Origin of the sequence: Planctomicrobium limosum (assembly GCF_051465645.1) — a bacterium.
Taxonomy (GTDB): domain Bacteria; phylum Planctomycetota; class Planctomycetia; order Planctomycetales; family Planctomycetaceae; genus Planctomicrobium.
Window position 1 is genome coordinate 3,456,396 of record NZ_CP195790.1, and the last position, 16,959, is coordinate 3,473,354.

General features: G+C 57.8%; 17 protein-coding genes. 9 read left to right on the forward strand and 8 right to left on the reverse strand.

Annotated features, from left to right (window positions below):
• Positions 1-208 precede the first annotated feature (208 nt).
• The 6 genes from SH527x_RS12965 to SH527x_RS12990 all read left to right on the forward strand — a co-directional run bounded on the left by SH527x_RS12965 (position 209) and on the right by SH527x_RS12990 (position 6,814).
• Complete coding sequence (locus SH527x_RS12965; protein ID WP_437191102.1) at positions 209-1,240, forward strand: recombinase family protein; 1,032 nt, start codon at positions 209-211, stop codon at positions 1,238-1,240.
• A gap of 43 nt (positions 1,241-1,283) precedes the next feature.
• Positions 1,284-1,664: an ArsR/SmtB family transcription factor gene (locus SH527x_RS12970; protein WP_437191103.1), complete on the forward strand. Its 381-nt coding sequence runs from the start codon at positions 1,284-1,286 to the stop codon at positions 1,662-1,664.
• A 70-nt stretch (positions 1,665-1,734) separates the two neighbouring features.
• A complete protein-coding gene (locus SH527x_RS12975; RefSeq protein ID WP_437191104.1) occupies positions 1,735-2,214 on the forward strand; it encodes an arsenate reductase ArsC in 480 nt (159 codons plus the stop codon).
• Positions 2,215-2,235: 21 nt separating this feature from the next.
• Positions 2,236-2,598, forward strand: a complete 363-nt coding sequence (arsD, locus tag SH527x_RS12980) for an arsenite efflux transporter metallochaperone ArsD (RefSeq protein WP_437191105.1) — start codon at positions 2,236-2,238, stop codon at positions 2,596-2,598.
• Positions 2,599-2,625: 27 nt separating this feature from the next.
• Positions 2,626-4,389: an arsenical pump-driving ATPase gene (arsA, locus tag SH527x_RS12985; RefSeq protein WP_437194626.1), complete on the forward strand. Its 1,764-nt coding sequence runs from the start codon at positions 2,626-2,628 to the stop codon at positions 4,387-4,389.
• A 64-nt stretch (positions 4,390-4,453) separates the two neighbouring features.
• Positions 4,454-6,814 carry a heavy metal translocating P-type ATPase gene (locus tag SH527x_RS12990; RefSeq protein WP_437191106.1) on the forward strand — a complete coding sequence of 787 codons (2,361 nt, stop codon included), beginning with the start codon at positions 4,454-4,456 and terminating at the stop codon, positions 6,812-6,814.
• Between the two features lie 387 nt (positions 6,815-7,201).
• Here SH527x_RS12990 and SH527x_RS12995 read toward each other — a convergent pair whose 3' ends face one another.
• Entirely contained in the window at positions 7,202-8,260 is a 1,059-nt protein-coding gene (locus tag SH527x_RS12995; RefSeq protein WP_437191107.1) for an IS110 family transposase, read from the reverse strand.
• A gap of 416 nt (positions 8,261-8,676) precedes the next feature.
• On the opposite strand from SH527x_RS12995, the gene SH527x_RS13000 reads away from it, so the two are divergent.
• The 3 genes from SH527x_RS13000 to SH527x_RS13010 are packed head-to-tail and all read left to right on the forward strand — an operon-like array spanning position 8,677 to position 9,737.
• On the forward strand, positions 8,677-8,862 hold the full coding sequence (locus SH527x_RS13000) for a hypothetical protein (RefSeq protein ID WP_437191108.1): 186 nt from the start codon (positions 8,677-8,679) through the stop codon (positions 8,860-8,862).
• Positions 8,863-8,896: 34 nt separating this feature from the next.
• Positions 8,897-9,307 carry a DUF6088 family protein gene (locus tag SH527x_RS13005; RefSeq protein WP_437191109.1) on the forward strand — a complete coding sequence of 137 codons (411 nt, stop codon included), beginning with the start codon at positions 8,897-8,899 and terminating at the stop codon, positions 9,305-9,307.
• A complete protein-coding gene (locus SH527x_RS13010) occupies positions 9,300-9,737 on the forward strand; it encodes an efflux RND transporter permease subunit (protein WP_437191110.1) in 438 nt (145 codons plus the stop codon). Before SH527x_RS13005 ends, SH527x_RS13010 begins: the two co-directional genes overlap by 8 nt.
• On the opposite strand, the gene SH527x_RS13015 is transcribed toward SH527x_RS13010, so the two are convergent.
• From SH527x_RS13015 to SH527x_RS13045, 7 genes are all read right to left on the reverse strand, one after another.
• Entirely contained in the window at positions 9,687-10,556 is an 870-nt protein-coding gene (locus SH527x_RS13015; RefSeq protein WP_437191111.1) for a c-type cytochrome, read from the reverse strand. The two genes, SH527x_RS13010 and SH527x_RS13015, sit on opposite strands and share 51 nt — an antisense overlap.
• 13 nt (positions 10,557-10,569) lie before the next feature.
• Positions 10,570-11,748 carry a methyltransferase domain-containing protein gene (locus SH527x_RS13020; protein WP_437191112.1) on the reverse strand — a complete coding sequence of 393 codons (1,179 nt, stop codon included), beginning with the start codon at positions 11,746-11,748 and terminating at the stop codon, positions 10,570-10,572.
• A 79-nt stretch (positions 11,749-11,827) separates the two neighbouring features.
• Positions 11,828-12,457 carry a class I SAM-dependent methyltransferase gene (locus SH527x_RS13025; protein ID WP_437191113.1) on the reverse strand — a complete coding sequence of 210 codons (630 nt, stop codon included), beginning with the start codon at positions 12,455-12,457 and terminating at the stop codon, positions 11,828-11,830.
• Between the two features lie 45 nt (positions 12,458-12,502).
• Complete coding sequence (locus SH527x_RS13030; RefSeq protein WP_437191114.1) at positions 12,503-13,699, reverse strand: FAD-dependent oxidoreductase; 1,197 nt, start codon at positions 13,697-13,699, stop codon at positions 12,503-12,505.
• A gap of 23 nt (positions 13,700-13,722) precedes the next feature.
• The gene (locus SH527x_RS13035) at positions 13,723-14,553 is read right to left on the reverse strand and encodes a sulfite exporter TauE/SafE family protein (protein WP_437191115.1); all 831 of its coding nucleotides are present in this window, start codon (positions 14,551-14,553) and stop codon (positions 13,723-13,725) included.
• A gap of 5 nt (positions 14,554-14,558) precedes the next feature.
• Positions 14,559-15,302, reverse strand: a complete 744-nt coding sequence (locus tag SH527x_RS13040; protein ID WP_437191116.1) for a ferritin-like domain-containing protein — start codon at positions 15,300-15,302, stop codon at positions 14,559-14,561.
• Positions 15,303-15,531: 229 nt separating this feature from the next.
• A complete protein-coding gene (locus SH527x_RS13045) occupies positions 15,532-16,950 on the reverse strand; it encodes an MBL fold metallo-hydrolase (protein ID WP_437191117.1) in 1,419 nt (472 codons plus the stop codon).
• Positions 16,951-16,959: the final 9 nt, after the last annotated feature.

The window sequence follows — 16,959 nt, forward strand, 5'->3', positions numbered from 1 at the left end:
GGCCGGTCAGCACCCTGCGGCGAATCTCTGCCCATTGCTCCATGTTGGTGTACACCTCGTCCCCCGCTGCCAGCATTCAGAACTTTCGGTCAAAAGACCCTAAGTCTGAACAAGTGACAACAAGTGAACATCTGGGCGCTACACTTTTCCCTGAAATTCCCCTCACCGAAAGGCGCTACGTTTTTGCACTGATGTCTACACCTCTGTTGTGCGTCGAGCGTTTAAACTGTATGCCCACCACAACCACACGCTCGACACCCTGAGTGACGCCCTCGTTGCCGAAGGTGTCTTCTACTGTCCGTCCATGCCAAAGTTTCCCCGGAGCAAGCTTCACACCCTGCTGACCGACCGAGCCTACATTGGCGAAATCAGGCACAAAGGGCATTGGTATCAGGGGACGCACGAGCCAATCGTGGACCGGGCGACATGGGATCGAGTCCAGAAGCTGCTCGGCCAGGGACTCTACCGGTCACATCAGATGACCTACGCCAGCGAACTGATTGAGTGCGGCCACTGCGGTAGTCCCATCACCGGCGAGCCGAAGACGAAAAAGACCAAGAGCGGAGATCGGGAATACGTCGACTACCGCTGCACGCAGTATCACAGGGGGTTACATCCCCGAACACGGCTAACGGAGGGCGAACTCGACGCCCAGATGCTGGCCCTGTTCGACAAGCTGCGGGTCGAAGATGCCGAATTCCGGGACACCTTCCGGGAGCAGTTGAGGAAGGCGACGAATTGGGAACTCGGCAGATCGTCTCAGGAAGACAGCGAACTCAAGAAGCGACACACGGAAGTCGTCCGTCAGCAGGGCCAACTCTTGAACCTGCGGCTTCTCGAAGAGATCGACGCCGACACCTTCGCATCCAAGGCTCAAGAACTCCGGGACGAGGAAGCAGGGTTGCGGCTCCAGATTGAGGGTGCCAGCCGCAATCGCAACGAAACCATCGACATTGCGATCAAAGCGTTTGAACTTTCTCAAAACCTACGTGCGAAGTGGTTTGCGGCTGATTGGGCTGCAAAACGCAGAATCCTCGAAATCGTGTGTTTGAACTGGAAGCTCGATGGCGTAAGTCTCGTTCCTGAATGGAGAAAGCCCTTCGACCTGTTGGCCGAAGGGCTTCTCCAGAAAGATAGTCGGGGCGACAAGACGGCTATTGAACTTTTTGTGGCTGGGGTGAGGGGCTGGGAAGCAGGTTTGCAGCGGCAAGTGAATGTCGGCAAGTCCCATTCTACTTGAGACTTATGGGGCTTACTCAGGCCACTTGAGGCCTTGAAAATGGGTGCCAGTCCTTGACAACGGCAGATATGTCCATTATTCTAGAAATATGGACAATAAGAAAGCCGTTGATGCGTTCGCAGCACTTTCCCAGGAAACGAGACTATCGGCCCTGCGGGTGCTGGTCGAGCATGGTCGCACTGGGATGCCTGCTGGCGATTTGGCTGACCGGCTGGCCGTGCCCCATAACACGCTTTCGTTTCATCTGTCGCATTTAGAGCGTGCCGGGTTAGTCGTTTCCCAGCGTAGCGGACGCAAGGTGAACTATGCGGCCAATATTGACGCGTTACAGAGTCTGGGGCAGTTCTTGCTCGCAAATTGCTGCATCCTTGAAAGCGCGGAATCGTCCAGTTGTAAACCCACATCGGAAGGATGCTGTCCATGAGGTATCTGCATATCGCTTTAGCTGACCGATTGATCGGTCGCGTCTGTGTAACGAATGTTAGGAGTTGCTGATGACAACGGTACTGATTCTCTGCACCGGCAACTCCTGTCGTAGCGTCATGGCTGAAGGACTCTTGAACCATTGGGGGCGAGGGCGATTTAAAGCGGTTAGTGCGGGGAGTTTTCCCACGGGGCAGGTCAACCCGATGAGCTTGCAGACTCTTGCTCGTCATGGTCTGCCAACCGATGGCTATAGCAGCAAATCCTGGAATGAGTTTACTGATCAACAAATCAACATTGTGATCACAGTATGCGATGCCGCTGCTGGGGAATCCTGTCCGCTTTTTCCGGGCGGTCCGGTTAAGGCTCATTGGGGTGTGCCCGATCCCGTCCATGCCGAAGGCACTGCCGAAGAAGTCGCGGCGGTCTTCGACCGCGTCTATTCCCAACTTGAGCGTCGCGTCAAAGCACTTGTTGCCCTGCCGGTCGAGACGATGCCACAAAATGAGCTGGCAGCGGCCTTGGCTTCCATTGGCAAAGACGAACTGTAAACCACTTATTAGGAGATCGAAATGGCCAAGATTCAAGTTTACGATCCTGCCCTCTGTTGCAGCACCGGTATCTGCGGCGTGGACGTTGACCAGGAAAAAGTCACATTTGCCGCCAATGTAGATTGGGTGAAGAGCCAGGGGGGGCTGATTGAACGTTTTAACCTTGCCCAGCAACCGATGGCTTTTGCAGAAAACGCGGTCGTAAAAAGTTTTCTGGCAAGGTCAGGCGCGGAAGCCCTGCCATTGATTCTGGTTGATGGCGAAGTGGCTTTGGCTGGCCGTTATCCGCATCGCAACGAATTGGCAAAGTGGGCAAATATCAGCCAGCCTTCGACGGAAGCCAATCAAGGCAGCGGCTGTTGCAGTGGCAAGCGTAGCTGCTAAATCTATCTCGAAAAGGAATCAGACATGATGAAGTTTCTCGACCAACTCCCGAATTTTCTCTTCTTTACTGGGAAGGGTGGAGTTGGCAAAACTTCACTGGCATGTGCCACTGCCGTTCAACTTGCTGATGCAGGGAAAAGAGTGCTGCTGGTCAGCACTGATCCCGCCTCCAATGTTGGGCAAGTATTCGGAATTGCCATCGGCAACAAGATCACGCCATTCGAGTCGGTACCGAGACTGTCCGGCTTAGAAATCGATCCACAAGCTGCCGCGCAGGTTTACCGCGACAAGATTGTCGGCCCAGTTCGCGGAGTTCTGCCAGAAAACGTGGTCAAGGGGATCGAAGAACAACTCTCGGGGGCTTGCACAACAGAAATCGCCGCCTTCGATGAATTCACCGCGTTGCTGACCGACGCGGCAATACACCAAGAATACGATCACGTTATCTTCGACACAGCGCCGACGGGGCACACCATTCGCCTATTGCAACTGCCTGGGGCGTGGAGTGGCTTTTTGGATGAGGGCAAGGGCGATGCGTCTTGTCTTGGCCCGCTTGCAGGTTTGGAAAAACAACGAGAAAGATACAAATCTGCGGTGGATGCCTTATCTGATCCTAATCGCACGCGATTGATGCTTGTCACCCGCGCCCAAGCCTCTTCATTGCGCGAAGCCAATCGCACTCATGAGGAATTGTCCGCGATTGGTTTCAAACGGCAATATCTGGTCGTGAACGGGGTTCTCGCCGAAGCAGATACCACAGATGATCCGTTGGCATTAGCCGTATGGAAACGGGAACAGGCCGCGCTGGCCGCTATGCCTGATGCGCTACGAACTCTGCCAATCGATCATGTCTCGCTCAAGTCATTCAATCTTATCGGCCTCGCTGCCCTCCGCCATCTTCTGGTTGAGGGAGGAGTTGTGTCTCAAGAAGCCGTTGTCACCTTGCCAAAGCTGCAAGCTCCCGATCTCGCCACTCTGGTTGATAGCCTCGTGGGCGAAGGGCACGGCTTGATCATGTTGATGGGCAAAGGCGGTGTCGGCAAAACAACGATTGCCGCTGCTGTGGCGGTCGAGTTGGCCAGCCGGGGATATCCGGTCCACCTCACCACTTCCGATCCCGCCGCACATCTCGCCGAAACGCTCGAAGGCTCCCTTGATCACCTGACAGTGAGCCGAATTGAGCCTCATGTCGAAACCGAACGATACCGCCAGCACGTTATGGACTCCAAAGGCAAGGACCTGGATGCACAGGGCAAAGCTCTCTTGGAAGAAGATTTACGCTCGCCTTGCACTGAAGAAATTGCAGTATTCCAAGCCTTTTCGCGAATCATCCGCGAGGCGGGAAAGAAGTTCGTTGTGATGGACACCGCACCGACTGGCCATACCCTGTTATTGCTTGATGCAACTGGTGCTTATCACCGAGAGACAGCACGGCAACTGGGAGCAAGCGGCATACATTTCACCACCCCAATGATGCAGTTGCAGGATGCCAAACAAACCAAAGTGCTAATTGTTACTTTGGCTGAAAACACACCGGTGCTGGAAGCTGCCGGTCTGCAAAGCGACTTGCGCCGTGCCAACATTGAGCCGTGGGCTTGGATCATTAACAACAGTTTGGCGATGGCAAATCCAACGTCGGCTCTCATGCGCCAACGCGCATCAAATGAACTTGCCCAGATTGAAGCAGTAACGACACTGCATACCAAGCGGTGGGCTGTCGTTCCATTGCAGGCGGAAGAACCCATTGGCGTTGAACGTCTGAAGAAACTCGCGCGGCATTCAGCCGGTTGAGACGCACTAGCTGCATGCGAGGGCTTCAAACAGACCGGGTAAGGCAATGAAATTAAGGCGGCCGATGACGGACAAGGCACGAATCGAACTTCGAATGGTTCTCCCCGACATTCCGGACGAAAGGGATGCGTGCGTCGCCCGTTTCGAGTCCCGGCTCGGGCGAGAGCGAGGGCTGTCGCGCAGCCATGTTGTCAGCGCAAAGGGCGAACCGGCTTACATCTGCCTTCATTACGACCCCGATGTGCTAAGCCTCACCGAAGTCGAACGATTGGCCCGCGCTGCCGGGGCCGAGATTCACGACCAATACGGCCACGCCCTTCTGACAATCCGCGCCGTCGGTTCGGAAGATACTGCTGCCGGAATCGAGGCGGCATTGCGCGCCGTTCCCGGCGTGATCGGTGCTTCAGTGAGCCTTGCGGCACAGAGAGTTCGCGTTGAGTTCGAGCGCCGTAGGACATCAATTGAAGATTTGCAAAAAGTCCTCGACACCCTGGGATATCCGACTGGTCCATCCGAAGGCCACGGTGACGAGCACGACACTTGGTACGCACGCAATAAGGAGTTTGTCTGGAGTCTTATTACAGGTGTGTTTCTCGTAGTTGCCTGGGTGGGCGAGACGTGGCTTGGATTTTCTCACTTGCTCGCTGTTGGACTCTACTTGGTCGCCTACGTGTTCGGCGGGTTCGAGTTGATCGTTCATCCAATTAAAGCATTGCGACAGGGACAGTTTCGATTCGACATCGATCTACTCATGCTTCTCGCCGCCGTTGGCGCTGCGGCGTTGGGCGAATGGGTCGAAGGCGCATTCCTGCTCTTCCTCTTCTCTCTCGCCCACGCACTGGAGCATTACGCATTGGGCCGTGCCCGCAATGCGATCCGCGCCCTGTCCGATCTTGCACCGGCCAAGGCCCGGGTTCGTCGCAACGGAATAGAGTTGGAAGTGCTTGTGGATCAAGTGCGACTTGGCGAAACGGTGATCGTTCACCCCGCCCAGCGCATTTCAGTCGATGGTAAAGTTCAAACAGGCCAATCATCCGTCGATCAAGCGCCGATCACTGGCGAGTCTGTTCCAGTCGAGAAGTCACCCGGCGATGAGGTTTTCGCGGGAACAGTAAACGGATTGGGAGCACTTGAAATCGTGACCACGCGTGCGGTCGGCGACCGGACGTTGGACCGGGTGGTCCGACTGGTCGAGGAAGCCCAGACGCAGAAAGCGCCAACCCAACGGTTCACCGACCGATTCGAACGGATCTTTGTCCCTTGCGTGCTAGTCGCGGCATTCCTGCTCATCGTTGTTCCGCCACTGATCGGGTTTTGGCCTTGGGCTATCAGCTTCTATCGGGGGATGGCGCTGCTGGTCGCGGCATCGCCTTGTGCACTGGCATTGGGAACTCCGTCGGCTGTTCTCGCCGGAATCGCTCAAGCTGCCCGCAAAGGGGTACTGATCAAGGGCGGTGAATATCTGGAAGCACTCGGCGGCGTTCGGGCGATTGCGTTTGACAAAACAGGAACGCTGACGATGGGGAAACCGCAGGTCACCGAACTCATGACCATGCCGGAAGTTTCGGAATCGGAGTTGCTTCGAATATCGGCAGCCGTGGAAAGACGGTCCCAACACCCCTTGGCCGCCGCCGTTGTCCGCCGCGCCGAGGCGGATGGTGTCCGGCTTCCGGAAGTGTCGGACGTTGAGAGCGTCACGGCTCGCGGTGTACGCTCGACAGTCGAAGGAATTGTCGTCGAGATCGGGAGCTTGCGACTGTTCGAAGGTACGGAAATACCCAATGCTATCACCCATATGGTTGATGACCTCCAATTGCGCGGGCGAAGCACAATGGTGGTGCGGCACGGGTCGCGTTGGCTCGGCGTAATCGGCCTCGCGGATTCCCCACGTCCAAGTGTCCGAAGGACACTGGATCGGCTCCGTCAAATGGGCATAGACCCTCTCGTCATGTTGAGTGGTGACAATGCAGGCGTCGCGAATGTCATCGGGCGAGAAGTCGGAATCGACCAGATCCAGGCTGGTTTGCTGCCCGAAGACAAAGTCACGGCTGTGAGGGAATTGCTCAAATTACACGGCACTGTTGCGATGGTGGGAGACGGCGTGAACGATGCCCCGGCGCTGGCCAATGCAACCGTCGGCGTCGCGATGGGCGGTGCTGGGACGGCCGCAGCGTTAGAGACTGCCGACGTTGCGCTTATGGGCGACGACCTCGCCAAACTACCGTTTGTCGTCGGTCTCTCGCGGTCGGCCCGTCGAATCATCCGACAAAACTTGGTAATTGCACTTGGGACGATTGTCGTACTGGCTATCGCGACCACATTTGGTTTAGCCCGGATCGGTCCGGCTGTCGCATTTCACGAAGGCAGTACTCTGGTTGTCATTTTCAACTCCCTTCGGCTTCTCGGGTACAAACGAGACCTCTAAAGTCATCCCTGATTGCATACCCCTTTCTCCCTGCTTGGAATCTTTTATGGCAATTCTGTCAGCCTGATGCCAATATAACAGTGGCGTTGCAGTGACATTGCATTCACGTAGCAGTCGGGGCGACAAGACGGCTATTGAACTCCTATGTAGCCGGTTTTGTCAAGGGTGTTTGGAGGACGATGTTTCCAGACTCCTATCCGAGATCACGCCTTGAATGGCGGTCCCATTCAACTGGTTGCGAAAGACAACTCCCATTCTTTTTCACCAGGCTTGTGGCCCATGTTCAATTTCGGGCTGTCGTCATTCCATCGGCATCCGTCACTTAAATTCGAATCTTTTTTCATGACATCAGTCAGTCGTCTCTCTGGGGAGAGAAAGGACATCTCGTCAGTTCGTTGGAAGTGCGTTTGGTGGTGGGCTGGGTTCCCGCCAGAGTGTGCCGTCGCGGAGCATGGCCCAGCAGATCACCAAAAGCCTCCTGGCCGTGGCAATGACGGCGATCTTCCTGCGCGTCTTGTTTCCACGACAGACCGCCTCAAAGATCTGACTGATTTTCCCGTTGCAGCGCCGTGCCAGCCAGGCAACCTGGACCAACAACGCTCGTAGCAACTTATTGCCCCGGCCGCTGATCCCGCCTTGCCTGCTCATCGTCCCTGACTCGAACTGCGTCGGTGTCAAACCCGCATAGGCTCCCACTTGTTTGGCGTTCTTGAATCGTGTGGCGTCGTCAATGACAGCCACGACCACCTCCGCCAAACGGGGACCGACGCCGGGAATACTTTGCAACTGTTGAACACGGACATCGTCCTTGGCCAAGTCATCAAGCTTGTCTTCCACCTGGTTGATCAGTGTCTGCAACTGAGCCATCGACTCAAGCTCCATCTGGAGTTCAAATCGCCACAAGTCCTTCGGTTGGGATTTTGTCGTCAGGCTGGCCATGAGCTTGAGGGCTGAGATCGACTTGTCGGTCCATCCGGAGCGGCCGCCGGGCCAACGGATGCCCTGGCGATCAAGGAGGGAACGGATGTGGTTTTTGATCGCCGTCCGTCTCGCGACCAATGTGTTTCGGTAGCCAATCAAAGAACGCCATTGACGGACTTCGGACGAGGGAAGTGCCAGTGTCGGGAGCTGGTTCATGGCGGATAATCGGGCCAGCTTGAGAGCATCATCCTTGTCGGTCTTACGCTTCACATTCTTCCAACGCCACGCCTCATGGTTGGGATTGGCGACCTGAATCGGGATCTCCATCGCCACAGCCAGATCGTGAATCCAGCCTGCTGCGGAGCCGATTTCGATCACCACGCGTTGCGGATGATGGGTTGTCAACAGATCATAAATGTCACTGGGTTTTGTGGACACGCTGGTGAAAGAGTGTTCGCCCGTGGCACTTTCATAGACACAGGCCACGCTCTTAAACTTACCCAGGTCGATCGCCAGAATCTTCATATCAGGTCTCCTGTTGAGAAGCGGTCACCAAGGTCCAAACCCCATGCTTGGACTCGCGGGGATACTCATGGATCATAGCGATCCAATATCATCCCTTGACCGGGAGAACCGGCTTTCATAGTTTCTTTTTATCGCCGGAGTTCAGGGCTGGGAAGCGGGGTTGCGCCGCCAAATCGAGGATGGTAAACCAAAGCTGGAATGAAGGTTGCGAAGGGTGACGGTAGTGTTTTTGTCCGTCACTCCGGGGGCCTACTTCTCAAGGTTCTGACGGCGTCGGCCGTTGTTTTGCTGTCATTTTCCGAACAAGCACACGGTTTGGAAACCGGCCGCCGGGGGGCTATTCGGAACTCACGTCATAATCGGCTCTTGTCTTCCGTCAGAAAATCGCGTTCACTTTTTTGACAGGAGCGCGAGCCGTGACCACAACTGTACAAGACGATATTCTGGACCGGATTCGCAGCCAAGGCCGGGGAAAGGTCTTCATTCCGAAGGACTTTCTCGACCTGACAGCCGCGATGCCGCCGACCAGTCGCTCTCACGGCTGGTCAGGAATGGCGACATCCTGCGGCTGGGGCGCGGCCTCTACCATTATATCCGCGTAGGAACGACCTGCTGGGAATCCCCCTCGGCCCCGATTTGGACGAAATTGCCGACGCCCTGGCCCGGCAGACCGGCAGCCAGGTGGTTCCTTCGGGCGCGGTGGCTGCCAACCGACTGGGGTTGTCCACGCAGGTGCCTGCCAAGCCTGTTTACCTGAGCGATGGGCGGACTCGCCAAGTCAAGATCGGCAATACGACGATCCAGATTCGTCATGCAGCTCCGAAAGAACTGCCGGTGGGAAGCCGGACCAGTGTGATGGTCTTTCAGGCCCTGCGACATCTGGGGCAGGCCGCCGTGGACGACAAAGTGATCGGCCAGATTCGGCGAGCCTTGTCTCCGGACCAGCGGCGGGGGCTGCTCCAGGACACCCGCTACACGACCGACTGGATCGCCGCTGTTGTCCGCCAGATTGCCCAGGAAGAACTGGAGGTGGCCGGTCATGGATGACATTGCACGGCTCCCCATTGCTGACCGGACGGACCTGTTCACAGAAACCGCAAGACAACGCGGCCTGACGCCAGCGATCATCGAAAAGGATTTCTGGGTCTGCTGGACGCTCAAGCGGTTGTACGCCATGTTCAGACTGTTCATGCTGGTCGGTATCGTCAAGAAAAATGGTGTTCTCCAGATTGACAAGACAAACGAGTTGCGGAGTACCGGCATGGACCGTGACGCGGCGATTATTGAAGCCAATCACACGTGGTTGCGGCCAATCTTGATGACCACGGTCATGTTGATCGCCGCCATGGTGCCGATCGCCATTGAAAAAGGCCAAGAGCGGGTGCTCGCGCCAGCATGGCCAAGATCATCGTCGGCGGACAGGTTTTCAGTTGTCATGGCGGGAATTGTATTCGCCGAGTCGCGTCTTCTCCGGTAAGTGCTCCCGGAGACGGAATTTGGGCCGGTCGTGGGAGTTGACGTGGGCGGCAATATCAAGGGCTTCCTGATCGGAAAGATCCGTGTCGTCGAGAGGCATGGCGACCTTGAGCCAGGACGCCAGTTTCACGGCATCCGCCAGACCGGCTCCGTCATTGTACGATCGCAATCCCCACACGGGAGGGTTGTCATCGTCGCCCTGTCCGTCGTGGCCGTGGCACGACGCGCAGCGATCGGCATAGAGCGCCTTGCCTCGTGCGCGATCGGCTTGCCGGACATCGAGCTTGAGGCTCGGAACGGCATTGGGGCCGAGAGAACGTTCAGCGTTCATCTTCAGCGGTTGGTCCGTCGAAAGCCAGGTAATGTAAGCGGCAATCGAAACAGAGACTTCGCTGCCCAACGGCGGGCGAGTGCCGTTACAACTGCGCATGAAACAGTTGAGAATGCGATCTTCCAGCGTAATCACACGCTTTTCTCTCGGGGACCAAGCCGGATAGGCAGTCGCGACCCCGATGAACGTGGCTGCTTTCGGATCGGTCCCGTTTTTCAAATGGCATGAAGTGCAGTTGAGGGCGTTTCCGACGAACGGCTTCGTCAGCGGATGCGTTGCCGTCTGTTCGACGAGGATGCGACCGCGTTCGATTGTCTCGCCTAAAGGACCAGACGGCAGAGATTGTTTTGTTGGCTTTGAATCATCTGCTAGTGACAAGCCGAACAACGCCAGACCGCTGCCAAAGACACAAATCCACGCCGCCAGTCTCCCGCTTCGTTTCGGCATCCGCATGATCATTCCCCCTTCCAGGCAATCTAAAGCCTTCATTTTTCACATCAACTCAATGGATTGGCAGATACCCGTAGCCGTCCATCTGCCGGTTGGCGATGACGGAGAGCGCCGAATCGGCGATGGGAATCGACTTCTCAACGGAGGATTCCGGAAATCCCTTGTAGTTGAGCGCTTGGCCGCAGACGAAGATTTCGACACCCGCCTCTTGGAGTAACTTGATCAATGGCAGATTCGGGTTGCGTTCAACGCCGAACTTCGCCTGATAGAACTCATCCTTCAAGACCGATTTGGTCGCTTCGCCGTGAAATACGACCACAAGTTTGATATCGGACGCCTTGAGTCCGGCCGCGCCATACAAGTTGAGCAACCGGGCGGCCCGTTCCAGCCCTTTATGAACGGCGTCCGCCGGTGCAGCGGCCGTCACGTCGAGCAGCAGCTTTGCTCCGGGGCGTGGCTTCTCCACGGCATTGGTCACTGCGACCACGCCTCCGTATCCCGCGATGATCGGATATTGTGGCGGCTTCAGGCCGGGTGTCGCACTCTTGGTGAATTCAACGAGGTAATTTTCTTCAAGAACCCCTGTCACTTCCCGCGTCTTGAGAAATCCGCTCTCGACGATCTCGCTTTCAAAGACGTCCTGACCGGCGCGGACGTGGTTCAGCGTCCATTCCTTGGTTTTTCCCAGAATGCGATGGTAGTCCACCACGATGACGCGGCCCCCCGGCTTCAAAGCGCGGCGGAGCGAGGCCATCGTCTTCAGCGGAAATTCAAAGTGGTGATAGGTGTCGCAGATGAAGGCGACATCAACCGAGTTCTCCGGCAGTTCCGTCGAATCCGCCGTGCAGAGAACGGTTTCCACGTTCTTCTGGTCCAGCTTGGCACTGGTCGCTTTGATGTGGTCGAGAAACTCCTTCGCGATGTCAACGGCGATCACACGCCCCTTGTCTCCGACGACTCCAGAAAACATCCGCGTGAACAGTCCGGTCCCTGCGCCGATGTCCGCCACCGTTTGTCCAGGTTGGATCTGGCAGGCTTCCAGAATCTTCTGGCGTTGGTGGAAGACTTCGCGGCTTTCGATCTCGAACCGTTCGACAAATTCCTGGGCATTCGGATTGCGAAACGTGTCATTGATGCCGGGTTTGACGCTTTTCTCCTGAGCCAAGGCAATGCCTGGCAGGCAACACGTCAACAACAGCAGGGACATCATGCGGATTGGATGGATGCTCATAGTTCCTCCTGGTTCTGTTATGGGGAATGGATTGCGTGTGTCGATGAAAGCAATGCTCCAGGCGGCAGCATTTTCGCGATCAAGGATCACCTTCTTCTGGTACTCGTTGAAACACCGCAAAGCAGAACGACTGCACCTTGCCCGATGGGGTGACATGCCGATGAGGGTGCTCGCGTACCAATCGGAATGCCGGCCCCAATTCACGAGCCAGACCGGCCGCATCGTAGCGGCAGACCTCCAGTCCGCTGCACTTTTGGGGTCCGTCCAGTGCAAAGACGCCGAGGATCGCATGCCCTCCCGGCCGGACGGTTTGAGCGGCCAGTTCAGCGTATCGCCCACGTTCCGCCGCGTCCGTCAGAAAATGGAACACCGCCCGGTCGTGCCAGACATCGTATTGGCCCAGCCCTGACTGTTCGGTGACGTCTCCCACAACCCAGTGGACTTCCCCTGCTTGTTCACCCAGACGTTCCTTGACCTTGCGCAAAGCGGCTTCGGAGACATCCAACACGGCGATTTGCCCCGGCTTGGATTGCTGCAACAGGGAATCGACGAGACGCGCTGTCCCTCCGCCCACGTCGATCACACTACCGCCATCAGGAGCGACCGAGCGGATGAGTTCCAGGGACACCTGCGGCTCCGGCTCGAACCAACTGACTTCAGTGTCCGACTTGCTTTGATAGACCGAATTCCAATGCTGTTCTCGCTGCATATCCAATCGCTCCCTCACCCCCTTAGATGAACCCATTCCGCATCGTTAGGCGCGGCCTTTCAACATGCCCCGCCAGTACAGGATCGGCAGGAGGTACCGCTTCAAGAGCCACATGCTCCAGCGTTCCTTGGACTGGTCGATCGGGAATGTTTCAGCGGGCTGTTTCTCATAATCGAACTCCGCCAGGACGAGTTTCCCGATCCCGGTGATCAAGGGACAGGACGTGTAACCATTGTAGCGGGCGGGCAGCAGTTGGTTCCGCATCGTTGCCAGCAGGTTGCGCACAACGACCGGGGCCTGCTTGCGAATGGCCGCTCCCGTCTTGGACGTGGGGAGATTGCTGCAATCCCCTAAGGCGAACACGTTGGGGAACTTGTTGTGTTGCAACGTCCCCTTGTCGACATCCACCCAGCCCCCCTGGTCGGCCAGCGGGCTCTGGGCAATGAACGCCGGTGGCCCCATCGGCGGCGTGACGTGCAGCAGGTCGTAAGGCAGCGTGATGGTTTCTTGCGTGTCGAGGTTCTGAAAATCGGCTTCCTTGGCTCCGGGACGAATTGCAACCAGTTCGTGTCGGAACCGGCAGGCGATCTCCTTGCGGGCGATCACCTGCTCCAGCGTCTTCTTGTATTTCTCGACAGCGAAGATGTTCGAGAGCGCCGAGGCGAAAATGATGTTCGTTTTTTCCCGCACACCCGCTTCGCGGAACCGGTCATCAGCCAGGTACATGATCTTCTGCGGCGCTCCGCCGCACTTCACTGCCCCGGAGGGATTGGTGAAGATCGCGGTCCCTCCCCGGAAATCGCGGATCGCTTTCCAGGTCGACTCCACCGTCTCGTAGGAGTAGTTGCTGCAAACGCCATTCTTGCCGATCGATTCTTTTAGCCCCGGAATTTTGTCCCAGTTGATCTGGAGACCGGCCGCGACCACGAGCCAGTCGTAGGTGATTCGTTTACCGTCCCGCGTCAGGATGGCATTCTGATCCGGGAGAAATTCCGTCACCGCATCCTGAATCCAGGTGACGCCGCGAGGCATCACCGAGGCTTCAGAACGCTCGGTGGCTTCCTTCTTCGCCAGGCCCGCGCCGACGAGCGTCCAGAGCGGCTGGTAGTAATGTTTGTCCGAGGGTTCGATCAGGACGACATCCCGTCGACGGAACACGCCTTTCGCCAACTGCGCGGCGACCGTGATTCCGGCAGTCCCGCCGCCGACGATGAGGACTTGATGGTGAAGGGTTGTTGGCATGGCAAGGTTCCCCTGAAATCGGGTCAGGCGTAGGTATTCCGAAAAATCACGAAGAGGGCGACCGCGAGCATGGCGACGGCGAACATCCTTTGCAGAACAGGCGCGGGGAGCCGTTGGCCGATCTGCTGCCCGACGAGCAATCCGGCCGTGCCGCCGAGAACGAACCAAACAGTGACATCGGTGGAGGCGGTTCGTCCCGCGTACCACTGCGAGACAAGTCCCGCCGCGCTCACGAGGACGATCACCATGAGGGAGGTTCCGATGGCCCGATGAATGGCCATGCCGCTGAACAGAACAAGGGCTGGAACGATGATGAATCCGCCGCCGACACCGAACAGTCCCGAGAGCACCCCAGCGACGCTGCCGACGATGGCCAGCAGGAATGCGCAGCGGGATGTCAGAATCAGTTCGCCTGCGACGTCGCGCCGGCAAGTCGGGGCGTCACGGCAGTCGTTCATCCCATCGAGTAAGGATTCTGGTCTCCCGCCCGCCGCCTGTTGCCAGAGCCGAACGGAGACCACCACCATCAATCCCGCGAACAGCAACAGGAGCGCCGATTCGGAAATCAGGCTGGCAAGCCAGGTTCCCACCGGAGCACCGAGCATCCCCGCCACGGCGAAGAGCAGTCCTGTCCGCAGTTCGACCAAGCCGCGCTTCCAGTAGGTGACAAAGCCCACTGCGGAGATCGTTCCGACCGCAGCCAGTGACGTTACAACCGCGTCTTTCGCGGAAACGCCGAGTCCATAGACCAGGAGCGGCACGGCGAAAATCGCTCCGCCGCCGCCAGTCAGGCCGAGCGACAGGCCGATCAAAACGCCAAACAGGAGACTCAAGGCGGTCATGGACATACCCATTGCATTTATTTCCCCAGCAGCCGTTGCATCGTCTGCCGGTGTTCGTCTTCGTCCGCCGCCTGCTGCTCCATCGCCATCTTGAGGGCGTACAACCCCTGCTTCTCGGCCAGTTCCGCCAGCGCGACGTAATTGGCCACGTCCGCCTGTTCTTCCGCGATGTCGCGATCCAGCATGTCCCGAGGGGACGCCGGTGGAACTGGCAGTTCCGGTTGGATGGTCGGTGTCGATCCGAGCGCCACGATCTGATTGGCCAGGTATTGGGCATGACCGACTTCATCAGTCACTTCGGCGAGATACATGGCGCGCACGCTCTCCCACTCCGCTCCCTTGATCGAAGCCCCTTGGACCATGTACCGCAGGAAGGTTGTCACTTCCCGATTCAACTGCTCGTTGAGTTTCTCTGTCAGTTGCTGTTGAGACATGATGGTTCTCCCGCTTGCGGGCGTGGAAATATGGTTCGCGTCGGACTCGCCGCAGCGTCCGAACGTCGAATGTCCCGAGCCTTCAGGACGGAGACTCCGGTGTCTTCCCATCGGCGGCTGCGTTGTCCGTGCAACCTTCTCGGCCGGCGGCGAACCGTTTCCAGACGCCGACACCGATAAGCGCCGGGGCGACGATGACGCAGAGCGGACAGGCGCGCCTGTCAGAAGTGCGGCTCCCGTTCCCATCGCTCCCAGTCCGGCTCCGAGCGCAAGACACGAGTTCGCATCTTGAAGCTCCTTCTTCGCTCGTTCAGATCGATTCCTCATCGAAACGCCTCCAGCAAGAGATTGATGACGACCAGGAGGACGACCAAGCCCCAGACAATCAGGCAAGGGGAACAGAGGCCCGTGGCACAAGTTGCCCCCGAACAGTTCCTCTCGGCCTGCGCTCGTTCCCGGTCCGTCTCACCGATCGGTCCGTTGAATTTGTGGCTTGTGAGTTTCATCGAAGCACCTCATCAATCTGTTCCTCTGATCCCCATACGCCCCGCCGCCTTCAAGCGGGTGACGAATGCGAACTCGTTAGGGGCAACCCGGCCGCCAACCAGGCGTTCAATCCACCCGCCATGTTGGTCACGTCGAATCCTGCCCGCTGCAGGAGGCTCGTAGCAATCGCCGAACGCCCTCCTCCCTGACATTGGGCGACGACCGGCTTCGACCGATCAATGTTCCCAATCTCGCGGAGCAGCTTGCCGAGAAACCGGTACTCCGCGCCGGGGATGTGTCCGGCCTGGAATTCGGTGAGTGCCCGAACGTCGAGCAGTGTCACTTCGCCACGTTCGATGCGAGGCTGCAACTCCTGCGGAGCGCGCGACGAATACGATTGTGTCCGCAGCCCAGCCTGCTGCACTTTCTGGACGTCGAAGTAACCGCCGACGTTGTCGATTCCGATGGACCGCAAACGACGCAAGTGTTCCGGCAGCGCCGCCTCGTCGGTCAGCAGGTAGATCGGCTGTGCGTAGTCCACCAGGAATCCCGCCCACTGGACGAGCGAGCCGGACGGAATGTTAATTGTTCCCGGAACGTGGGCTTCCATGAAGTCCGCTGCCGGCGACGGGTCAATCACCAAGTATCGCTCGGCAGTTTGTTCGAGTTCCGTCGGTGGAACGGCCGCGACAGGAGCCAAGTTGCGGATCAATTCCGGTCCGACCTTGTTCACCCGCTTCATCACCGCGAAGTAGTACGGCGTCTCTGGCTGCTCGGAGAGGATGTAGTCGACGAACTGCTGCTCATCGTGAAACTGCAAGGCGGGATTGAATCGCTTCTCGTACCCGACCGTGCTGGAGGGAACCGCTCCCAGTCCCTTGCCGCAGGCGCTTCCCGCACCATGCGCCGGCCAGACTTGCAGATGATCTGGAAGCTCGTGGAAGCGGCGCATCGAGTGATAGAGTTGCCGCGCTCCCACTTCGGCGCTGCCGACGACGCCCGCCGCCGTTTCCAGCAGGTCCGGCCGTCCGATCGAGCCGACGAACACGAAGTCGCCGGTGAAGATGCCCATCGGCTCCGTCGCGCCGCCTCCCTCATCGGTCAGGAGGAACGACAGATGCTCCGGCGTATGCCCCGGAGTGTGGACCGCCTCCAGCTTGACGTTGCCGATGCGGAACACGTCTCCATGCTTCAGCAGTTGCGCGTCGTATTGGTCGGCATAGAGGTATTTCCAGTCCGCCGGTCCCTCATCCGACAGGTAGAGTTTCGCACCGTCGCGATCGGCCAGCTCGCGGGAGCCAGAGACGAAATCGGCATGAATGTGCGTCTCGGCCGAGCCGACGATCCGCAGCCCTTCGCGCTGGGCCGCTTCCAGGTACGGATCGACATTCCGTCCGGGATCGATCACCACTGCTTCACCGGTTTTCTGGCAACCGACGAGGTACGAGGCGTGCGCCAAAGCTGGATCGTAAAAATATTTGAGGAACATGGTTTTTCT

Bases quoted from the DNA above. Each gene is read 5' to 3' on its own strand.
- SH527x_RS12975 (WP_437191104.1), top strand. From the start codon at position 1,735: ATGACAACGGTACTGATTCTCTGCACCGGCAACTCCTGTCGTAGCGTC.
- arsD (WP_437191105.1), top strand. From the start codon at position 2,236: ATGGCCAAGATTCAAGTTTACGATCCTGCCCTCTGTTGCAGCACCGGT.
- arsA (WP_437194626.1), top strand. From the start codon at position 2,626: ATGAAGTTTCTCGACCAACTCCCGAATTTTCTCTTCTTTACTGGGAAG.
- SH527x_RS12990 (WP_437191106.1), top strand. From the start codon at position 4,454: ATGACGGACAAGGCACGAATCGAACTTCGAATGGTTCTCCCCGACATT.
- SH527x_RS12995 (WP_437191107.1), bottom strand. From the start codon at position 8,260: ATGAAGATTCTGGCGATCGACCTGGGTAAGTTTAAGAGCGTGGCCTGT.
- SH527x_RS13010 (WP_437191110.1), top strand. From the start codon at position 9,300: ATGGATGACATTGCACGGCTCCCCATTGCTGACCGGACGGACCTGTTC.
- SH527x_RS13015 (WP_437191111.1), bottom strand. From the start codon at position 10,556: ATGAAGGCTTTAGATTGCCTGGAAGGGGGAATGATCATGCGGATGCCG.
- SH527x_RS13020 (WP_437191112.1), bottom strand. From the start codon at position 11,748: ATGAGCATCCATCCAATCCGCATGATGTCCCTGCTGTTGTTGACGTGT.
- SH527x_RS13025 (WP_437191113.1), bottom strand. From the start codon at position 12,457: ATGCAGCGAGAACAGCATTGGAATTCGGTCTATCAAAGCAAGTCGGAC.
- SH527x_RS13030 (WP_437191114.1), bottom strand. From the start codon at position 13,699: ATGCCAACAACCCTTCACCATCAAGTCCTCATCGTCGGCGGCGGGACT.
- SH527x_RS13035 (WP_437191115.1), bottom strand. From the start codon at position 14,553: ATGGGTATGTCCATGACCGCCTTGAGTCTCCTGTTTGGCGTTTTGATC.
- SH527x_RS13040 (WP_437191116.1), bottom strand. From the start codon at position 15,302: ATGAGGAATCGATCTGAACGAGCGAAGAAGGAGCTTCAAGATGCGAAC.
- SH527x_RS13045 (WP_437191117.1), bottom strand. From the start codon at position 16,950: ATGTTCCTCAAATATTTTTACGATCCAGCTTTGGCGCACGCCTCGTAC.